This window comes from Streptomyces sp. NPDC059534, from assembly GCF_042743475.1.
Taxonomy (GTDB): Bacteria; Actinomycetota; Actinomycetes; order Streptomycetales; family Streptomycetaceae; genus Streptomyces.
This window is the reverse complement of the sequence record NZ_JBHWAQ010000029.1, coordinates 80,210-99,952: the sequence shown is the minus strand read 5'-3', so window position 1 is coordinate 99,952 and position 19,743 is coordinate 80,210. Positions and strand designations below refer to the sequence as shown.

Below are 19,743 nucleotides of genomic sequence, written 5' to 3'. Positions count from 1 at the left end.
ACATGAAGATCTACCAGCCCATGCTCTTCGTGGGACTCGGCGGCACCGGCGGACGCATCGGCAGCGAACTCGAACGCAGCCTGCGCCGGGAGCTGTGCGGACCCGACGGGACCGACCTGGTCGACGGCGGCCGCCGACTGCCCTTCCAGCTGCCCGACTGCCTCCAGTTCGTCTACGCCGACTTCAGCGAGGGCGAGCTGCTCAGCCAGCCGCAGTTCAAGGCCAAGGGCGCCGAGGGCGCCGCGTTCGCCCGCACCTCCCGCATGGTCCGCGACCTGCTGCCCACCGACTTCGACTCCTCGCCCGAGGTGACCCGCACGCTGCGGGTCTCCGTCCACGAGGAGACCCGGCTCTGGCTGCCGCCGCAGGCCCGCCAGCCGCGCGTCGCCCCGCTCAACAGCGGCGCCGGGCAGCTGCCGACCGTCGGGCGGGCCGCGTTCTTCGCGACCGTCCGCTCCGGCCTCGAACCCGTCCTGCGGCAGCTCCGCGAGGCGATCGGGGCCATCGGGCAGGCGGCCGGCGACCTCAAGCGGGTCGGCGGCGGCCGCATCCGGGGATGCGACGTCTTCGTCGCCTTCTCCGTCGCCGGCGGCACCGGAGCCGGCATCTTCTACGACTTCATCCACCTCATCGGGCACGAGTTCCGCAACGCCAAGGTGCCCGGCGTGAAGATCTACCCGCTCGTCGTCATGCCCTCCGCCTTCCCGCCCGAGGCGGGCGGCGGACGCGAGGCCGAACTCAACGCCGCCCGAGCCCTCGTGGACCTCTCGCGGCTCGTCGACGACCAGAACGTGCCCGACGCCCTCGACAGCGTCGGCGACGTCGAGGAGCACGGCCGGCTCAGCGTCACCTACCCCGGCGACGGGGTCGTCGCCCTGCGCCCCGCCACCATGCAGACCGCGTTCCTCTTCTCCAAGCCGGCCGTCATCGGCTCCGAGGACCTGCGCCGTTCCATCACCGCCATGGTGATGTCGCTGATCGGCACCGAACTCGGCGAGGACAGCGGCTCGGTGCACAAGGCCGAGGACGACTACCAGTCCTTCGCCGCCAGCTTCATCAACAAGAGCGTGGAGCGCGCGACCCCGGCCCGTACCGGCATCGGCTACCGGGGCATGTCCACGAGCCTCGCCGCCTCCCTCACCGTCCCCGTCGACGACCTCGCCGAGATCGTCGCCGCCCGGCTCCTCGCCCAGGCCGTCCGCGGCATGTCCGAGCGCGCCCGGCGGCCCGCGCGGGACGGGCAGGACCTCGTCCGCGACCTCTTCACCCGCTCCGGCGTCGGCCGGCTCTGGAGCCGCGAGGCGCCCGACGTGCCCCTGCCCGAGCAACTCCCCAGAGGGAGCCGGGACATCACCCAGGAACTCCGCCAGCGCCTCCAGGACATGGAGGAGTCCCTGCACCGGCTCGACATCCACCTCTCCCGCGAGATCCCCCGCCTCACGGAGGACTTCAGGCCGGGCGCGGGCGCCCGCGAACTCCTCGGCACCATCGGCCCGTTCCAGCTCGAAACCGTTCTCGCCGGCCTGCCGGGGCATCCGGACCGGGTCGCCAGGGAAGGCTTCACCGGCATGCTCGACAACCGGCGCAACGAACCCGAACGGCCCCAGCACGTCCAGACCTCGGCCCCCGCCATCCCCCGGATCAGGCGCAGCGTCGGCGGTGTCGTACCGGCCCGGTGGACCGACGTCGACGTGCAGGAAGCCCTTGCCGCGCAGGAGGCGTGGTACCAGTGGCGGGCCCGTGTCCTGTGGCACCGCGGCTGGCAGGCCGGGGAGGCCCAGTGGCGGCCGTCCCTCAACCGCGTCACCAACGAGGTCGCCGAGCTCGCCAAGGTGCTCCGCGCCCACGAACAGGACGAGGGGAAGGTCTTCGCGGACCGCCGCCGCGAGCTCTACCGCGACGACCGCGCGGGCATCGCCTACCTGCTGCCCCCGCAGAACACCCTGCGCGCCTTCTACGACGACGTCGTGGACCGGCTCGCCCAGAGCGAGGGCCTCCCCGAGACCACCGACGCCGCCACCCTCCTCGACCGGCTCGTCGGACCCGACGACTGGCGGCGCGCCCTGGACGCGGTCCGCCGCTCGGCCGGGGCCGCGGTCAAGGAGATCAAGCAGGTCGTCGAGCGGCGGGTCAAGCGCCTCTTCGGCGAGGCCAACGAGGACGTCTTCGCCCGCCCCCTGCTGCCGTCCATGGAGCTCCTGCTGCGGGCCGCCTCGGGCGACGAGTCCGCCGAGGCGAAGGTCGACCCGCGCTGGCTCGACCAGTTCCGCTCCCGGCTCGCCGGCCTGCTCCCGGTGGGCTTCACCCCGGACGGCAGCGGTCCGCTCAAGATCCTCATCGTGCACCCCGCCAGTGAGTCCGACGGCCGTGCCGCCGGCTTCCTCTCCCAGGAACTCAACCTCCCCTCGCGGGTGTTCCCGGAATGCCGGGCCGTCGACACCGACTCCATCACCGTCGTGCTGTTCCGCAGCGGCATGAACCTCACGGACATCTCCGAGGTCCGCAGCGTCCTCAGCCTCTGGTCCGAGGCCCGCGACTCGGGCGGCGAGGGCGACTTCCTGCACTGGCGCCAGCGGCTCGGCTACCAGGACGACTGGCTGGTCTCCACCGAGCACGACCGCCAGCGCATCCTGCACCGGCTGCTCTGCACCATGTGGAACGGCCACATCTCCACCGAGGGACAGGACACCTCCCCCCACCTCGTCCGCATCCGGCTCCAGGAGGGCGAGTCCGCGACCATGTCGCTGCGCCTGGAGGGGTTCGACGGCTCGCTCTCCAGCTGGGCGGGACTGCTCCGCGCGTACGAACGCTGGGCGCTGCTCGACGAGGGCCAGATCATCGAGCAGTTCTGCGAACAGCTCATGCGCGCCCTGCCCAAGGGCCTCGCCCAGGTGCCGCAGCCCCCGTCGGCGCTCTTCACCCGCTTCGTCGAGGACGTCGCCCCGCGCCAGCTCGTCCTCATCGACCGTCTCGCCGCCGAGTACGGCGAGGCGGACAGCGAATGGCTCGCCCCGCTGCGCCACTTCTGGTCCGTCACCTACCCGGGCGCCCTCGACATGCGCTTCCCCAGCGCGTCCCGCGCCACCCGCTCCTCCCTCCGCGCCCTGTACGAACGCCACGCACCCGGCCGGAACCAGAGCCGGAACCAGAGCCAGGGCCAGGGGCCCGGCCATGGCCCCGGCCGGGTGCCCCGCGCGAGGCCCGAACCCCGGCCCCGTCGGGTCGAGTACGAGCCCGGCCGGGGGTACGAGAGCGGGCGCGACTTCGAGCCCGGGAGCGGGTACGGGGACGGGAGCGGATACGAGCCCGGGTACGGGGACGGGTACGAGTACGAGTACGGCACCGGGGGCGGGGGCACGTACGAGAACGGCACCGGCCGGCAGAACGGCGGCAGCCGCCCGAACGGCACGGGACGCCCGAACGGCACCGAACGCCAGAACGGCGCCGAAGGCCAGAACGGTGCCGGCCGTCGGAACGGCGCCGGCCACGACCCCCGTTCCGCGTACGCCGCCGGCGGGCGCCCCGATCCCGGAGCGCCTCCGCCCGGACGGTCCTTCCAGGAGGACGACTGGGAGCGGGAGCCCGAGCCGGACTTCGGGCCCGACGACGGGTACGACGCCGGACCGGACATCGGGTCCGGCGCGGGGCCCGACTGGGGCCGCCCCTTCGAGGACGAGTCCGGGGACGGCTTCGACGACGAGTTCGACGACGGCTTCGACGACGGCTTCGACGACGGGCCGCGGCGCCGCCGGGACGGTGGGGCCGAGTGAGCTCCCCTGTCCTTCCCGAACGGCCACTGCCGGGCCACGCCGTCTGCCTCGACCTGCGGACGGCGGGGCCGGGTTCCGGCCCCGGGGCGTACGGCGGCGCCGGTGTCGACGCCGCCGTGCGTGCGGCCCTCGACGCCCCGCAGCCCGGCGGCGAGCGCCGCTTCCTCGTGGTCGACGAGGCCGACCGGCTCGTCGACCACCAGCTGCTCTACGAGCGCCTGTCCTCCTACGGCCCCGCCCACGTCGTCTGCCTCGCCGTCGGCGCGCGGGGCGAGCGGACCCTGAGCCGCTCCCTCACGCTGCGCCCGCCCGCCGCCGGGGTGCTGTGGGTGTTCGACAGCACGGAGGACGGCGTCCCGGGAGACGCCGTCCTGCGGCCGTTGGTGGACGTCCTGTCCACCCCCGAGGTCTTCGACGCCGTGCTCCGCGCGCTCGGCGAGGTGGTGCACGGCGTCGCCGTCCCTGCCGTCCGCGTCCTGGAGCACGACCTCACCGACGAGGCGCGCGCCCGCGCCTGGCGGCAGGCGCTGGAGGGGCTGGCGGGCCCGGACGTCCCGGCCGGTGGCGTCCTCGCCGACCAGGTGCCGGGCGCGCTCGCCCTGCTCCTCGACGAGGGCGTGCCGCGCTCGCTCTCCGGCCACCACTGGCTCCCGCCCCGGGGCAGGGCGGGCGCCCGGCTCGCCGCCTGCGAGGAGGCGCTCGGCGAAGCCGTCGAGGGCTACGAGCGGGTGCGGGGCGCGGCCGGACTCCTCACCCGCGTGGGCGGGAGCCTCGACCTGCCGGGGGACGTCGAGCGGGTGGCGGAGGAGCTCGCGGGGTTCCGAACCGCCGTCGCGGACGCGTTCGGCGCGGCGGGCGGCACCCGGCTCACCGCGGAACACCGGGGCCTGCTGCGGGACCGGGGGATCGAACTCCCGGAGATGCCACGGGAGATCTCGCGGACCGGCATCGTCCCGGCGCTGCGCGACCACACCCACGACCTGATCGGCAAGGGGCTGCCGCTGCGCTCCGTGGCGGCCCGGCTCGCCGCGCTCTCCGCGCGGACCGCCCCGGTGGGCAGCGCCGCCCGGCTCGCCCGGCTCGACGCGATCTGCGGGCCGGAGCGGCTGCGGCGACTGGGCCGCCACCACCCCTTCACGGCCGGCGGCGCGCGCCCGGCGGCCTTCGCCGTGACGGGGCTCCTGGCCCTGCTCGCGGGCCTCTGGCCGGTTTTCGGCTGGGTCCTCGGCCCGGCCGTCGGCGTCCTCGCCGCCGGTCTCGCCCATCTGATGCTGCGGCGCAGACCCAACCGCTCACCCGACGGCCGGATCGACGGCGGCGGTGCCACGGGCGCCGCGCCACGCCTCTTCGGCGGACTCCTCGGCGGTCTCGCCGGGGCGGCCCTCGGCCAGTTCCTCGGCCCGCCGGTGTGGGCGGGGGCCGTGGCCTTCGCGGTGTCCGCGGCCGCCGTCGTGCTCCTGGCGCTGCGCGACTGGAGCCGGGCCGTGGACGACTGGTGGGCCCGCGCGGACCCGGAGGAGGCCGGGCGGATCCTCCAGGAGATCCACGCCCTGGTCGTCACGACCGCCGTCCACGACTGGCTCTTCGCCGACGTGCGCCACCACTGCTCGGCCGGCGCGGGAGCGGTCGCCCGGCTGCTCCGCGACCTCGCGGCGACCGCCGACGCCCACGGACAGCCGTACGCCCCGGAGAAGGGCGCCGGGAGGACGGACGCCGCACCGCCGCCGGGCCCGGACTCCGGGGCCGCCTCCTGGAGCTGGGAGGACTGGGGAGACGGCGGCGAGGACGACGGCTGGCTCGACCTGGACGGCGAGCCGCCGGCCGGAGCGGCGCCGCCGTATCCGCCCTCGTCGCCCTTCGACCCGTTCGCCCCGCCCGACGCGCAGGCCCCGCGCGAGGCACACACCCCACGCGACGCACAGACCCGGCGCGACGCACAGGCCCCGCACGACCCCGCCGATCCGTTCGACCCGTTCGACCGGCCCGGCGGACCGGAGACGCCGGGATCCTCCGCCCCCCACCCCTCCGGCGGGCCGCCGCGCGGAGCCGGGCCGGCGCCCACGCCCGGCTGGCTGGAGCGGCGGTACGGGGACGGGGGCCCCGCGCTGGTCGACACGCTCGTCGGGGACCTCGTCGCGGGCACCGTCCTGATCCTGGACGGCTGCTGGGCGGGGATCGAACGCGACCCCGGCGCCACCGGGTCGGCGTTCCCCGAGCAGCGGCTCGGGGAGCTGCTGGCCGACACCCGCCTCCGGCTGGAGCGCGACGTGGCCGCGTCGCCGCCGCCCTCGTACGACGGACTGCGGGACCGCGAGACGCTCACCGGCCTCGCCGCCTTCACCGACCGCTCCGAACGGCCCGACGCCGCCCGGCTCACCGGCGTCGCCCCGGACGCGGTGGCCCGGCTGCTCCTCTCGGAGGACGATCCCGGTCGCACGGTCGCGCTCTGCGGCCCCGAGCACCTGAGGCTGCTCTCCCACGACCCGCTCGCCGCCCGTCAGGTCCGGTTCGTACCCGAGGCGATGCGGCGCGGCGCGGCGGGGGACGACATCTGGCGCGGCACCGCGGAGGACGTGGTGTGGACCGGCGCGGGGCGGCACGCCGGCATCCTCCGTCTCGTACCGCTGCGCGCGGACGTCGTGAACACCGTCCGCGCCGAGGAGGCGGGAGAACCGTGACCGACCCGAACCAACCGAACCAACCGAACCAACCGAACCGAGGGGACCGGCCGGACCGCCCGGCCGATCCGTATCCGCCGATCGACCCCGACCACCCGGACCACCTGAGCGAACCGGGCACGCCGACCCACCCGTACTATCAGGAGCTGGAGTTCCTCACGCACGAGGAGGTGCCGGTCCGGTTCGCGGTCCGGTACGGCGAGGACCACAGGCCGCCCGGCCGCCCCGGCGTCCTCGCGCGCCGGGCGACGCTCGGCGCGGGGTGGTCGGTCCTCCAGTACCGGCTCACGGCGTCCGCGCAGGACGACCCCCGGGCGTACGGGCTCCTCGAACGCGAGGTGGCCGCCGCCATCGCCGTCGAACGACGCTACGGGCAGCAGAGGTTCGGGGCGGTGTTCCCCAGGATCGTCGGCTTCGACCTGACCGCAGCCGAACCCTTCGTGCTGTACCGGCCGCCGGCCGGCCGGCCGCTCTCCGAGTGGGCGGGACGCCTGGGCGCCGAGGACCAGGAGCGGATCACCGGCCAACTCGCCATGGCCGTACGGCTCCTGGCCGGCATGGACCTCGTGCACCGGGCCCTCGCCCCCGACACCGTGCGGTGGGACGGCTCGCGCGTGCGGCTCAGCGAGCCCTACGCCGCACTGCGCGCGGGGGAGGCGCGCGAACCCTTCGGCGCCGCCCCCTGGGCCTCGCCCGAGCAGCGGGCCGGGAGCGGCGCCGCCGACCCGCGCGACGACCTGTGGTCCGTCGCCCAGATCGCGTACTACCTGCTCGCCGGCCGCCCCGACCGCGGCGACGGCCCGCCGCCGGACCTCGCCGAGTACCGCCGGCTCGCGGCCCTCGGACAGAGCGGCCTCTTCTCCCCGCACGCCGCCGAACGGCCCCACGCCGCCGCGCTCATGCGGCTGCTCCACGTGCCCGACCCGCTCGCGACCGGCGTCGGGGCCGCCGACCCGCTCGCGCGGTGGCGTGCCGAGTACGACCGTCAGATCGCCCGCAAGAACACGCTGCGCGAGGGGGCCGGGCCGGGCGCCGTCGCACCGTCCGGGGGCGACCGGGACACCGGCCCCGAGCCCCTCGCGCCCCGCCCGCCGCGCACCTCCCTCCTGGACCGGATCTTCGGCGGGGGACAGGAGCCCGCCCGTCCCGCCGACCCCGCCCCGTCCCCGTCGCCACCGCCCGGGGCCGTGCCGGACCCGCTGTCGAGGAGCAGGATGTGCCCGCACTGCCTGCTGCCCGTCGCGTACGACGAACGGCTGCTCGTCACCATCGACGCCAAGGGCAACCGGATCCCGCTGGACCTCAGCGGCGAGCGCCGCCCCGGCCACGTCGCGGACGCGCTGCGCAAGGCGTACCACCTGTGCCCGCACACGGTGGACGGCGACGAGGAGCACGAACTCCCCGTGCCCTACCTCACCACCGGCGAACCGCTCTCCATCGCCCTCGTCGGCAGCTCCTCCGTCGGCAAGACCCACCTCCTCGCCGCCATGCTGGGCGAGGTCGAACTCGGCGGCCTCGAACCGTACGGACTGAAGTGCAGGCCGCTCAACCCCGAGGCGCACCGCACCTATCTGCGCGAACGGGTGCAGAGCCTCCAGCAGGGACGGCAGCTGGGCCGCACCGGACAGCAGACCTTCGCCCGGTTCGCCGACGGCCTGCTCGTCTCGGCCGGCGGCGCGACCCCCCGCCCCGTCGTCTTCTTCGACCTCGCGGGCGAGGACCTCGCGCAGGACGGCGAGGTCGGCCGCTTCCTGATGGGCGTCGACGCCTTCGTGTTCGTCCTCGATCCGCTGCGCGCCCTGCGGCTGTCCTCCCTCGACCCGGTCCGCGAACAGAGCGGGCTGCGGCGCCGCGACCTCGGCGACGAGGCGTTCACCACCGTGCTCAACCGCATCCCCCGGCAGCGCGGCGGACTCGTCGCCGCACCCGCCGCGCTCGCGGTCAACAAGAGCGACCTGGTGCGCTTCGAACCGGTCGTCGACCGCTGGCTCGGCCGCTCCCTGCCCGGCCGCCACGACCCGGCGGCGCTGCGCGACGAGAGCCGCGACGCCTACGCCTTCCTCGCCCACCACGCCAGCGCCGCCTGGCTCAAACCCTTCGACGACTGCGCCGACTGCACCCTGCACTTCGTCGCGGCGACCGGCGGACAGGCACGCGGCGACCGGTTTCCGCACGGGGCCCGGCCACGCCGCGTCCTCGCACCACTGCTGTCACTCTTCGCCATGTGCGGGCTGCTGCCCGGGGCGGAGCCCAGGGAGGGGATCGCCCGATGACACGGTCGGAGAACGAGGTCGACCAGATCGTCTTCCGCTGGGACAGCGAGAACCCGTCCGGCAGCACCGGCTTCGGACCGGTCGCCTGGTCCGGGCCGCGCGACGAGGTCGAGGGCCTCTTCCGGATCTCCGGCCCCGTCCTGCGGGCCACCGGGGACGAGACCCGCACCGCCCTCATCCGGATCCAGCGGGGCGCCGGCGTCATGCTGATCCGCCGCACCCCCTTCGTCGACGCCGGCGGCGGGACCTCCGTCCTCTGCCACGCCCTCGTCGGCTCGTCCGACCTCCTCACCCCCGCCACCTGCCTCGGGCTCCACGCCTGGGACTGGGAGGGGGCGGCCGCCGTGCGCGCCGCCGAGGCGCGCGGCCGGCTTCCGGTGATCCCCGAGGAGGCCCTCGTGCGGGCGGCCACCGGCCGGGGCCAGTGGGAACTCGACCGGGCACTCCCGGACGCCGTCGGCGAACTCATCGGTGTCGTAGCGGAGTTGCTCCGGCACCCCACCGAACGGTTCACCGTCCTGGACGCGCGGGGCGACACCGCCTGCCCCGTGCTCTGGGGGCTCCACGGCATGTTCGGCGGCTCCACCAACCGCCGCTGGACCTTCGCCACCCACGACACCGCCGAACTCACCGAACTCCGCTTCGTGTTCGTCGGCCGCTGGTCGGGCGCGGCGAGCCGCAACACCGACCGCCGCCGCGTCGACCCGCGCGACCGGTACGGCGACCGCGCCGACGCCGTCGCGACCGGCCTCGTCCGCCACCACCTGCGGGTGCTCGCCGACGGCGACGGCCAGGAGTACGCCGTCGCCAGCGCCCTCCACACCGCCGCCTCCGCCCGCCGCGCCCCCCTCCTCGACACCGCCGCCCGCGCCCTCGACACCCTCGACCGCCGCACCGGCGACCTCTCCGACCGGCCCCCGGCCCCCACCCCCCGGAAACCCCCGCCCGCCACCGCTCCACGCACCCCGGCCCCTCCGGCGCCGGGCCCGGACCGCCGGACCGCGGAGCCCGACCGCTGGGACCGCCGGCAGCCGGACCCCGACGGGCCGGACCGCCGCCCGCCCGAGGCCGACCCGCCGGAGCGTCGGCTGAGCGAGCCCGACCGCTGGGACCGTCGCCCCGCGGACCCTGACCGGCCGGATCCTCGGCAGTCCGAGCCCGACCGGTCCGATCGTCGGCAGTCCGAGTCCGACCGCTGGGACCGCCGACCCGCCGAGCCTGCCGAGCCCGACCGGACCGACCGTCGGCTGAGCGAGTCCGACCGCTGGGACCGCCGGCCTGCGGACCCTGACCGGCCGGACCCTCGGCAGTCCGAGCCCGACCGGACCGACCATCGGCAGACCGAGTCCGACCGCTGGGACCGCCGACCCGCCGAGCCCGACCGGCCGGACCCTCGGCAGTCCGAGCCCGACCGGTGGGACCGTCAGCCCGCCGAGCCCGACCGGCCGGCCCGTCGGCCCATGGACCCCGACGGGCCGCGCCGCCGGCCGGCGGACCCCGACCGGTCGGACCGCCGAGGCGCGGACCCCTACGGCGACGAGCCGCGAACGCCCCGCGAGGACCCCCCGTACGCCCCCGTGCCCCCACCGGCACCCGACCGGGCTCCCCTGACGCCGGACCGGGACCGGGCCCCGCTGCCCCCCGACCGCCAGACGGCCGCACCCATCTCGCTCGGACCCGAGCCCGTCATCCCAGCCACCCCACCCACCTCGGCCACCCCACCGGTCGCGCCCCCACCCCCCGTCACGGAGCCGTCCGTCCACCCGGCACCCGGGGCCGGGTTCGGGAGCGGCGGCGGTGACGCGTACCCCCGTCCCGTCCTCCCGGCCGCCCTGCCGGAGTGGACCGGGCCGGGGAAGGACCGGGCGCGGCCGTGGGGGAGGGCGCGAGGAAAGAAGGGGAAGGGGAGGGAGCGGGAGGAGGGGACGGGGCTGGTGCACAAGCTGCCGACGGCGCGGAGTGCGGAGGAGGCGCGGGAGCTCGTGGAGCGGGGCGGGAGCCGTGAGCTGCTCGACGTACTGCGCCGCCCCCTGGAGTACCCGGTCCTGACCGTGCTGCTCCAGGAGATCGGCAGGCGGCTGCCGGCGTGGGAGCATCCGCTGCGCCGCGAACTGTGCGAGGTGGCCGTCGGCCTGGAGCTGTGGGCCGTGGCGCGGCCCGGCGACCGGGGGCAGCCCTCGGAGCCGTCGGAGGAGCAGCGCGCGGCCAACGCGGCCGAGCTGTACCGCTGGGCGGTCCGCCCGGTGCTCGGCGGCGGCGACGCGCCGCTGGGGACGGTCGCCTCGCTGCTCTCGTGGCTGCGGACGAGCCCCGAGCCGTCCGCCCGCGAGACGTTCTGGCTGATCGTCGACGGGGACCGCCCGGGGCTGCCGGACGGGGTGTGGCTGACGCTGCTGAAGGAGGCGTACGGCCTGCCGCGTACCCCGCCCAGGCCGGGGGCGCCGGTCTCCCCGGCCGCCGTCCCTCCGGACGATCAGGGCAGCGGCTACACCCGCCGCTTCCTGACCCGTGCCGCGCTGCTCCTCGGCGGTCTGGTGGTCGCGATCGTCCTGATCGTCGTGTGGGGGGCGCTGACATGACTCCGGCCCGATCCGAAAGGGAGGCCGTGGCCGCCCGGCTCCGTCAGGATGGGCGCATGGGATTCCATGTCGATTCCGAGACCGGGCGGCTGCGCCGCGTCATCCTCCATCGGCCCGATCTGGAGCTGAAGCGGCTCACTCCGTCCAACAAGGACGCTCTGCTCTTCGACGACGTGCTGTGGGTGCGGCGGGCCCGGCAGGAGCACGACGGTTTCGCGGACGTGCTGCGGGACCGCGGGGTGGCGGTGCACCTCTTCGGGGACCTGCTGAGCGAGACCATGGAGGATCCGGAGGCGCGGGCGATGGTCCTCGACCGGGTCTTCGACGAGAAGGAGTACGGGCCGCTCGCCGCCGACCACCTGCGGGCGGCCTTCGACTCGCTCGACGCCGCCGCCCTAGGCGAGGCGCTGGTCGGGGGCATGACGAAGCGGGAGTTCCTGGCGGCGCACCGGGAGCCGACCTCGGTCCGCTTCCACGCCCTCGACCTGGACGACTTCGTCCTGGGGCCGCTGCCGAACCACATCTTCACCCGGGACACCTCGGCCTGGATCTACGACGGCGTCTCCATCAACGCGATGCGCTGGCCGGCCCGGCAGCGCGAGACGGTGCACTTCGAGGCGATCTACAAGCACCATCCGCTCTTCACGGGTCCGGAGGCGGGTGCCTTCCACCACTGGTCGGAGGGGCAGGCGGACTACCCGTCGACGATCGAGGGCGGGGACGTCCTCGTCATCGGCAACGGCGCCGTCCTGATCGGGATGAGCGAGCGCACCACGCCCCAGGCGGTGGAGATGCTGGCGAGGGGCCTGTTCGCGGCCGGTTCGGCGCGGACGATCATCGCGCTCGACATGCCGAAGCGGCGTGCGTTCATGCATCTGGACACGGTCATCACGATGGTCGACCAGGACACGTTCACCCAGTACGCGGGGCTCGGCATGCTCCGCTCGTACACGATCGAGCCGGGCGACGCCGGGCAGTCCCTGCGGGTGACGGACCATCCGCCGGAGCAGATGCACAGCGCCATCGCGGCGGCCCTGGGGCTCCAGGACATCCGGGTGCTCACGGCGACCCAGGACGTGCACGCGGCCGAGCGCGAGCAGTGGGACGACGGGTGCAACGTGCTGGCGGTGGAGCCGGGCGTGGTCGTGGCGTACGAGCGGAACGTCACGACGAACACGCATCTGCGCAAGCAGGGCATCGAGGTGATCGAGATCCCGGGCAGCGAGCTCGGCCGGGGGCGGGGCGGCCCGCGCTGTATGAGCTGTCCGGTGGAGCGGGACGCGGTCTGAACGCGGGAAGGGGAGGGGCTGTATATAAATGCCGCCCCTCGTATAGACTTCCAGGGTTCCCGGCCGTCGTCCCCGGCTGCCGTCCCCCGACCCGTACCCCCAGGAGCGCGTCCCATGGCCACAGACCTCATCGGCCGCCACTTCCTCAAGGAGCTGGACTTCACCGCCGAGGAGTTCCGCGCCCTGATCGCGCTCTCCGCCGAGCTGAAGGCCGCCAAGAAGGCGGGGGCCGAGGTCCAGCGGCTGCGCGGCCGGAACATCGCCCTGATCTTCGAGAAGACCTCGACGCGCACCCGCTGCGCCTTCGAGGTCGCCGCGGCCGACCAGGGCGCCTCCACCACCTACCTGGACCCGTCCAGCTCCCAGATCGGCCACAAGGAGTCCGTCCGGGACACCGCCCGGGTCCTCGGCCGGATGTTCGACGGCATCGAGTACCGGGGCGACAGCCAGGCGGCGGTCGAGGAACTCGCGGCCCATGCGGGCGTCCCCGTCTTCAACGGGCTCACCGACGACTGGCACCCCACCCAGATGCTCGCCGACGTGCTCACCATGACCGAGCACACGGACAAGCCGCTGGACGGGATCGCCTTCGCCTACCTGGGCGACGCCCGCTTCAACATGGGCAACTCCTACCTGATCACCGGCGCCCTGCTCGGCATGGACGTGCGGATCGTCGCCCCCGAGGCGTACTGGCCGGCCGAGGGCGTCGTCGCCGCCGCCCGCGAGCTCGCCGAGACCAGCGGCGCCACGATCACCCTCACCGAGGACGTGGCCGAGGGCGTCCGGGGCGCCGACTTCGTCGCCACCGACGTCTGGGTCTCGATGGGGGAGCCCAAGGAGGTCTGGGACGAGCGGATCGCCGTCCTCTCGCCCTACGCCGTGACCATGGACGTGCTGCGCGCCACCGGGAACCCCGACGTCAAGTTCCTGCACTGCCTGCCGGCCTTCCACGACCTTGGCACCGCCGTCGGCCGGGACATCCACGCCCGGCACGGCCTGACCGAGCTCGAGGTCTCCGACGAGGTCTTCGAGTCGGCGCACTCGGTCGTCTTCGACGAGGCCGAGAACCGGATGCACACCATCAAGGCCGTCCTCGTCGCCACGCTGGCCGGGCCCGCGGGAGCGTAGTCCCGTTCCGAAACCGGCCCCGGCCCCGGTCCCGGTCCCCGTCCCGGTCCCGGCGCTCCCGTTCCCAAACCGGCCCCGGCCCCCCCCCCCCCGGGGCGCACCCGCCCTCGTCACGGCTCCCGGTGTCGGCCCTGCGCCGGTATCGCCGGGAGGGTGAACCAGACCGCCTTGCCGTGCGCGGTGGGCCGGTGGCCGCAGTCGCTGCTGAGCGCGCGGATCAGCAGGAGGCCGCGGCCGTGCTCCTGCCAGGGGTCGACCTCGGCGTCCGGGTCGGGGCAGATGAGCCGGCCGGGTGCCGCGGGCTCGGCGTCGTGGACCTCGACCTGGCAGCCGCCGGGCGCCGTGAGCAGCTCCACGACCAGCTCGATGGGGCCCAGGCCCGCGGTGTGCTCGACGGCGTTGGCGACCAGCTCGGCGGTCAGCAGCTCGGCCGTGTCGCGGTCGGGCCGGGCGGCGGCGCCGGGGCCGAGATCGTGGAGCGCGGTACGGATCAGGGCGCGGGCGAGCGGCACGGCGGCGGCCGTGTGGGGCAGCTGGACGCGCCAGGAGGTGGCGGGTCCGGGTCCCGGGGCTCCGGGTCCGGCGCCGGCGCGGCCGGCGTCGGCGGGTCCTGGATCGGCGGGGCCGTTGACATCGGGCATGTGCGAGCTCCCTTCACCGAGCGGGGCGGACGGGTGGGGCCGGGGTACGAGGAATCCCTAGACGTCCCGTTTTCAACCTTACGAGGTGAAAAATCCGTTTCCCAGGGCACCCCTCCCTCGCAGTGGGGGACCTCCGTCACCGGCGTCCGGGACCTTGTGCGGCCTGGGTCGCCCCTCCTTATCGCGTACTCGTGACGATAGTCACAGTATGGTGATACCCTCCGAATGGAGGAAGGAGGCCGTTCCGTATGAGCCCCTTTACCGGCTCCGCGACCCGCACCCCCCGCTGGCGGCACCTACGCCTGGACATCGACCGGGGCGTCGCGACCGTGACCCTCGCCCGCCCGGAGAAACTCAACGCCCTCACCTTCGGGGCCTACGCCGACCTGCGCGACCTGCTCGCCGAGCTCTCCCGCGAGCGGACCGTCCGCGCCCTCGTCCTCGGCGGCGAGGGCCGCGGCTTCTGCTCGGGCGGCGACGTGGACGAGATCATCGGCGCCACCCTCTCCCTCGACACCGCCCGGCTCCTCGACTTCAACCGGATGACCGGCCAGGTCGTCCGGGCGCTGCGCGAATGCCCGTTCCCGGTCGTCGCCGCCCTGCACGGCGTCGCGGCCGGCGCCGGAGCGGTCCTCGCGCTCGCCGCCGACTTCCGGGTCGCCGACCCCACCGCCCGCTTCGCCTTCCTCTTCACCCGGGTGGGCCTCTCCGGCGGCGACATGGGCGCGGCCTACCTGCTGCCCCGGGTCGTCGGCCTCGGCCACGCCACCCGGCTCCTCATGCTCGGCGAACCCGTCCACGCCGCCGAGGCCGAGCGCATCGGCCTCCTCAGCGAGCTGACCGAGGAGGGCGGCGCCGACACCCGCGCCGCCGACCTCGCCCGCCGCCTCGCCGACGGCCCCGCCCTCGCCCTCGCCCAGACCAAGGCCCTGCTCACCGCCGAACTCGACATGCCGCTCGCCGCCTCCGTCGAACTCGACGCGGCCACCCAGGCCCTCCTGATGCACGGCGAGGACTACGCAGAGTTCCACGCCGCCTTCACCGCGAAACGCCCCCCGAAATGGCAGGGCCGCTAGCCATGGCGCGCCCCCTGGACACCGGCCCGCCCGCCTCCCGTGTCGCCGTCATCGGGGGCGGCCCCGGCGGGCTGTACGCCGCCGCTCTGCTCAAGCGGCTCGACCCGGGCCGCGAGGTCACCGTCTGGGAGCGGAACGCGCCCTCCGACACCTTCGGCTTCGGCGTGGTCCTCTCCGACGAGACCCTCGGCGGCATCCGGGACGCCGACCCCGCCGTGTACGAGGCGCTCCGCCGCGAAATGGTCCGTTGGGACGACATCGACGTCGTCCACCGCGGCCACCGCACCACCTCCACCGGCCACGGCTTCGCGGCCCTCGGCCGCAGCCGCCTCCTGGAACTGCTGCACACCCACTGCACCGAACTCGGCGTACGGCTCCGCTTCCGCACCGAGGCGCCGCCCGCCGCCGAGCTCGCCGCCACCCACGACCTGGTCGTCGCCGCCGACGGTGTCCACAGCCGCACCCGGGACGCGCACGCCGAGCACTTCCGCCCCCGGATCACCACCCACCGCTGCCGCTACATCTGGCTCGCCGCCGACTTCGCCTTCGACGCCTTCCGCTTCGAGATCGCCGAGACCGAGCACGGCGTGATGCAGCTCCACGCCTACCCCTACTCCCGACCGGTACCCTCCGGGCCGCGACCGCAGGACGGCAGCTCCACCGTCATCGTCGAGATGCGCGAGGAGGTCTGGCGCGCGGCCGGGTTCCACGAACTCGACGAGGCCGAGTCCACCGCCCGCTGCGCCAAGATCTTCGCCGAGGCGCTCGGCGGCCGCGAACTGCGCTCCCACCGCTCCGCCTGGACCGCCTTCCGCACCGTCGTCAACGACCGCTGGTCGTACGGCAACACCGTCCTCATTGGCGACGCCGCCCACACCGCTCACTTCTCGATCGGCTCCGGCACCAAACTGGCCGTCGAGGACGCCCTCGCCCTCGCCGTACAGCTCGGCGCGCACCCCACCCTGGCCGAGGCGCTCGCCGCCTACGAGACCGAGCGCCGCCCCGTCGTGGAGTCCACCCAGCGCGCGGCGGCCGCCAGCCTCCGCTGGTTCGAGGAACTCGCCGACCACGTCGACCGGCCGCCCCGCCGCTTCGCCTTCGACCTGCTCACCCGCAGCCGCCGCGTCACCCACGCCAACCTGCGGCTGCGCGACCCCGTCTTCACCGACACGGTCGAGCGCGACTTCGGCTGCCCGCCCGGCACCCCGCCCATGTTCACCCCGCTCCGCCTGCGCGGACTCACCCTGCGCAACCGCGTCCTCGTCTCGCCCATGGACCTGTACGTCGCCGAGGACGGCGTCCCCGGCGACTTCCACCTCGTCCACCTGGGCGCCAGGGCGCTCGGCGGCGCCGGACTCGTCATGACCGAGATGGTCTGCGTGAGCCCCGAGGGCCGCATCACCCCCGGGTGCTCCGGACTCTGGAACGACGAACAGGCCCGGGCCTGGAGCCGCGTCACCGACTTCGTCCACGCCCAGGCGCCCGGCACGGCGCTCGGCGTCCAGCTCGGCCACTCCGGCCGCAAGGGCTCCACCCGCCGCATGTGGGAGGGGATCGACCAGCCGCTGCCCGACGGCAACTGGCCGCTCGTCGCCGCCTCCCCCCTGCCGTACCGGCCCGGCGTCAACCAGACCCCCCACGCCCTGGACCGCGCCGGACTCACCGCCGTACGCGAGGAGTTCACCGCCGCCGCCCGCCGGGCCGCCCGCTGCGACTTCGACCTCCTCGAACTCCACTGCGCCCACGGCTACCTGCTCTCCGGCTTCCTCTCCCCGCTCACCAACCACCGCACCGACGCCTACGGCGGCTCCCCGGAGGCCCGGCTGCGCTTCCCCCTCGAAGTCTTCGACGCGGTACGGGAGGTGTGGCCCGACGAGCGCCCGATGACCGTCCGCATCTCGGCCACCGACTGGGCCGACGGCGGCAACACCGCCGAGGACGCCGTCGCGATCGCCCGTGCCTTCGCCGACCACGGCGCCGACGCCATCGACGTCTCCACCGGCCAGGTCGTCCCCGACGAGACCCCCGCCTACGGCCGCTCCTACCAGACCCCCTACGCCGACCGCATCCGCTCCGCCGTCGGCGTCCCCGTCGTCGCCGTCGGTGCCATCTCCTCCTGGGACGACGTCAACTCCCTCCTGCTGGCCGGCCGCGCCGACCTCTGCGCCCTCGCCCGCCCCCACCTCTACGACCCCCACTGGACGCTCCACGCGGCCGCCGAACAGGGCTACGAGGGCCCGGCCGCCCCCTGGCCCGCCCCCTACCGCGCCGGCAGCCGCCGGCCGCCCACCGGCCGCCGCGACCAGACCGCCTGACCACCCCTGGACGCCCGCGTATGCGGGTGCGACGCACGAGCATGGTCCCCACGGCCCGCGCACCCTTGAATGGGTACATGACACAGAACACGGGTGCACAGAAGGGTGCCGGGGCGGTCCTCGGCACGGCGACGGCAACGACCGGACTGCTGGCGGGGGTGTGGTTCGCGTACGTCTGCTCGGTGATGCCGGCCCTGGCCAGGAGCGACGACCGCGTCTATGTCGAGGTGATGCGGAACATCAACGACGTCATCCAGAACCCGCTCTTCTTCTCCGCGTTCTTCGGATCCGCGCTCCTCGCGGCGGTCGCCGCCTGGCAGCACCGCGCCACCCGCGCCCGCGGCTGGACCCTCGCCGCCCTCGTCCTCGCCGTGGCGGTCTTCCTCGTCACCTCCGCCGCGAACGTCCCCCTCAACGACGCCCTCGCCGCCGCCCACGACCCCACCGCCGCCCGCGCCGCCTTCGAGGCCCCCTGGGTCGCCTGGAACATCGTCCGCGCCGTCCTCACCACCGCCGGCCTCGCCTGCCTCCTCCGTGCCGGAGCGGTGCGCAACCGGGCCTAGCCGGGGCCTCGGCCGCCGGACACCTCCACGAGGTCCGCGCGGGGCAGCCGCTCCTGGTACTCGCAGGCGGCCACCGCACCGAAGCCCGCCCCCCACAGGGCCTCCAGGATGTCCGCCATCGTGGCGATCACCTCGTCCTGCGACGCCCCGCGGCGTGACGCGCAGGCGAGCACCGTGGACCACCGGGCGAAGTCGGACGGCTCCGCACGGTCGGTCCCGTGGTCGTCGTGGACGGAGGGGACGGAGGGGACGGAGAGAACGGAGAGCGCCGCGAAGGAGACGCCGTGCGGGCCGGACGGCACGCTGCCGGGGATGCCGGACAGTGTCTCCAGCAGGCATGCGGGGGATCCGGTGTCGACGTAGACGTTGCAGCAGAGATCCATCGCTTCTGCTCCTCCTCTGGGATCACGATGAACACCTGGAGAACGCGCCAACCCAACAGGCGTACATATGACTTTGGCAAGGGTGCTACCGCGAAGGACCCCGAGTCCGTCAAGTCAGGGAAGGGCTCCGGTCAGACCCCGGTGACGTACTCCGCGCCCCGGTCGCGCAGCAGTTCGTGGAGGGCGGCGAAGACCTCCGCGGAGCGGCGGCCGGGCCAGTCGTCCGGGAGGAGTTCGGCGGGGAGGACGGGGTCGGCATAGGGGAGTCGGCGCCAGGAGTCGAGGGCGAGGAGGTAGGCGCGGTAGGCGTCCTCGGCGCCGCCGGGGGTCGTGCGCCAGGCGCGGAGCACGGGGTCGTGGGCCGCGAGGAACTCCTCGTGGAGGTGGGCGATGGCCGGGAGGTCCCACCAGCGGGCCACCGCCTCGGCGGTCGCGGCGTAACCGAGGTGATCGCCCCGGAAGAGGTCGACGTAGGGGGAGAGGCCGAGCCGCTCCAGGGTGTTGCGGGTCTCCTCGTGCAGCCGTGCGGGCGCGATCCAGACGCCCGGGGCGGCCGTGCCGAAGCCCAGCCGGGCGAGCCGGGAGCGCAGCAGGTGCCGCTTGTGGCGCTCGGCCTCGGGCACCGAGAAGACGGCCAGGACCCAGCCCTCGGAGAGCTTGGGCTCGGTGCGGGCGTAGATCCGGCGGTCACCGTCGTCCAGGAGCCGCCGGGCGTCGTCGGACAGGGCGTACCCCGCCGCCCCCTCCGCCGTCCGGGCCGGCAGCAGCAGCCCGCGCCGCTTCAGCCGCGACACCGACGAACGCACCGAGGGCGCGTCCACCCCGACCGCCGCGAGCAGCCGGATCAGCCCGGCCACCGGCATCGGCGCCCCGTCGGGCGCACGGCCGTAGGCGCCGTAGAGGGAGACGATCAGGGAACGGGGAGTGTGCTGCTCGGCCACGTGATCACTCTAGGGGGTGCCGTACGGGTCCCGCCGGGTCAGGCTGTCCGTCCGGTGGTACGGCTGTGCCGTCGTGCGGGGGCTGGGCGGGGGCGGGGCTGGGGCTG

General features: G+C 74.9%; 12 protein-coding genes. 9 read left to right on the top strand and 3 right to left on the bottom strand.

What is annotated here, in order from left to right:
• Positions 1–2 precede the first annotated feature (2 nt).
• From ACFVZH_RS29545 to argF, 6 genes are all read left to right on the top strand, one after another.
• Positions 3–3,770 carry a tubulin-like doman-containing protein gene (locus ACFVZH_RS29545; RefSeq protein WP_384901992.1) on the top strand — a complete coding sequence of 1,256 codons (3,768 nt, stop codon included), beginning with the start codon at positions 3–5 and terminating at the stop codon, positions 3,768–3,770.
• Positions 3,767–6,448 carry a hypothetical protein gene (locus tag ACFVZH_RS29540; protein WP_384901990.1) on the top strand — a complete coding sequence of 894 codons (2,682 nt, stop codon included), beginning with the start codon at positions 3,767–3,769 and terminating at the stop codon, positions 6,446–6,448. Before ACFVZH_RS29545 ends, ACFVZH_RS29540 begins: the two co-directional genes overlap by 4 nt.
• Positions 6,445–8,721, top strand: coding sequence for a hypothetical protein (locus ACFVZH_RS29535; protein WP_384901988.1), 2,277 nt, complete (start codon positions 6,445–6,447; stop codon positions 8,719–8,721). Before ACFVZH_RS29540 ends, ACFVZH_RS29535 begins: the two co-directional genes overlap by 4 nt.
• Positions 8,718–11,300 (top strand): hypothetical protein, encoded by a 2,583-nt coding sequence (locus ACFVZH_RS29530; protein ID WP_384901986.1) that lies wholly within the window; start codon positions 8,718–8,720, stop codon positions 11,298–11,300. Before ACFVZH_RS29535 ends, ACFVZH_RS29530 begins: the two co-directional genes overlap by 4 nt.
• 56 nt (positions 11,301–11,356) lie before the next feature.
• The gene (locus tag ACFVZH_RS29525) at positions 11,357–12,589 is read left to right on the top strand and encodes an arginine deiminase (RefSeq protein ID WP_384901984.1); all 1,233 of its coding nucleotides are present in this window, start codon (positions 11,357–11,359) and stop codon (positions 12,587–12,589) included.
• A gap of 114 nt (positions 12,590–12,703) precedes the next feature.
• Positions 12,704–13,717 carry an ornithine carbamoyltransferase gene (gene argF, locus ACFVZH_RS29520; RefSeq protein WP_384901982.1) on the top strand — a complete coding sequence of 338 codons (1,014 nt, stop codon included), beginning with the start codon at positions 12,704–12,706 and terminating at the stop codon, positions 13,715–13,717.
• Positions 13,718–13,827: 110 nt separating this feature from the next.
• Here the strand turns inward: argF and ACFVZH_RS29515 are convergent, their stop codons facing one another.
• Positions 13,828–14,358 carry an ATP-binding protein gene (locus ACFVZH_RS29515; protein WP_384901980.1) on the bottom strand — a complete coding sequence of 177 codons (531 nt, stop codon included), beginning with the start codon at positions 14,356–14,358 and terminating at the stop codon, positions 13,828–13,830.
• Between the two features lie 248 nt (positions 14,359–14,606).
• On the opposite strand from ACFVZH_RS29515, the gene ACFVZH_RS29510 reads away from it, so the two are divergent.
• From ACFVZH_RS29510 to ACFVZH_RS29500, 3 genes are all read left to right on the top strand, one after another.
• Entirely contained in the window at positions 14,607–15,434 is an 828-nt protein-coding gene (locus ACFVZH_RS29510; RefSeq protein WP_384901978.1) for an enoyl-CoA hydratase family protein, read from the top strand.
• Between the two features lie 2 nt (positions 15,435–15,436).
• Positions 15,437–17,749, top strand: coding sequence for a bifunctional salicylyl-CoA 5-hydroxylase/oxidoreductase (locus tag ACFVZH_RS29505; protein WP_384901976.1), 2,313 nt, complete (start codon positions 15,437–15,439; stop codon positions 17,747–17,749).
• 77 nt (positions 17,750–17,826) lie between these two features.
• A complete protein-coding gene (locus tag ACFVZH_RS29500) occupies positions 17,827–18,312 on the top strand; it encodes a DUF1772 domain-containing protein (protein ID WP_384901975.1) in 486 nt (161 codons plus the stop codon).
• Here ACFVZH_RS29500 and ACFVZH_RS29495 read toward each other — a convergent pair.
• Positions 18,309–18,695: a hypothetical protein gene (locus ACFVZH_RS29495; RefSeq protein ID WP_384901973.1), complete on the bottom strand. Its 387-nt coding sequence runs from the start codon at positions 18,693–18,695 to the stop codon at positions 18,309–18,311. The genes ACFVZH_RS29500 and ACFVZH_RS29495 overlap by 4 nt on opposite strands.
• A 131-nt stretch (positions 18,696–18,826) precedes the next feature.
• Entirely contained in the window at positions 18,827–19,636 is an 810-nt protein-coding gene (locus ACFVZH_RS29490; RefSeq protein ID WP_384901971.1) for a PaaX family transcriptional regulator C-terminal domain-containing protein, read from the bottom strand.
• Between the last annotated feature and the right edge of the window lie 107 nt (positions 19,637–19,743).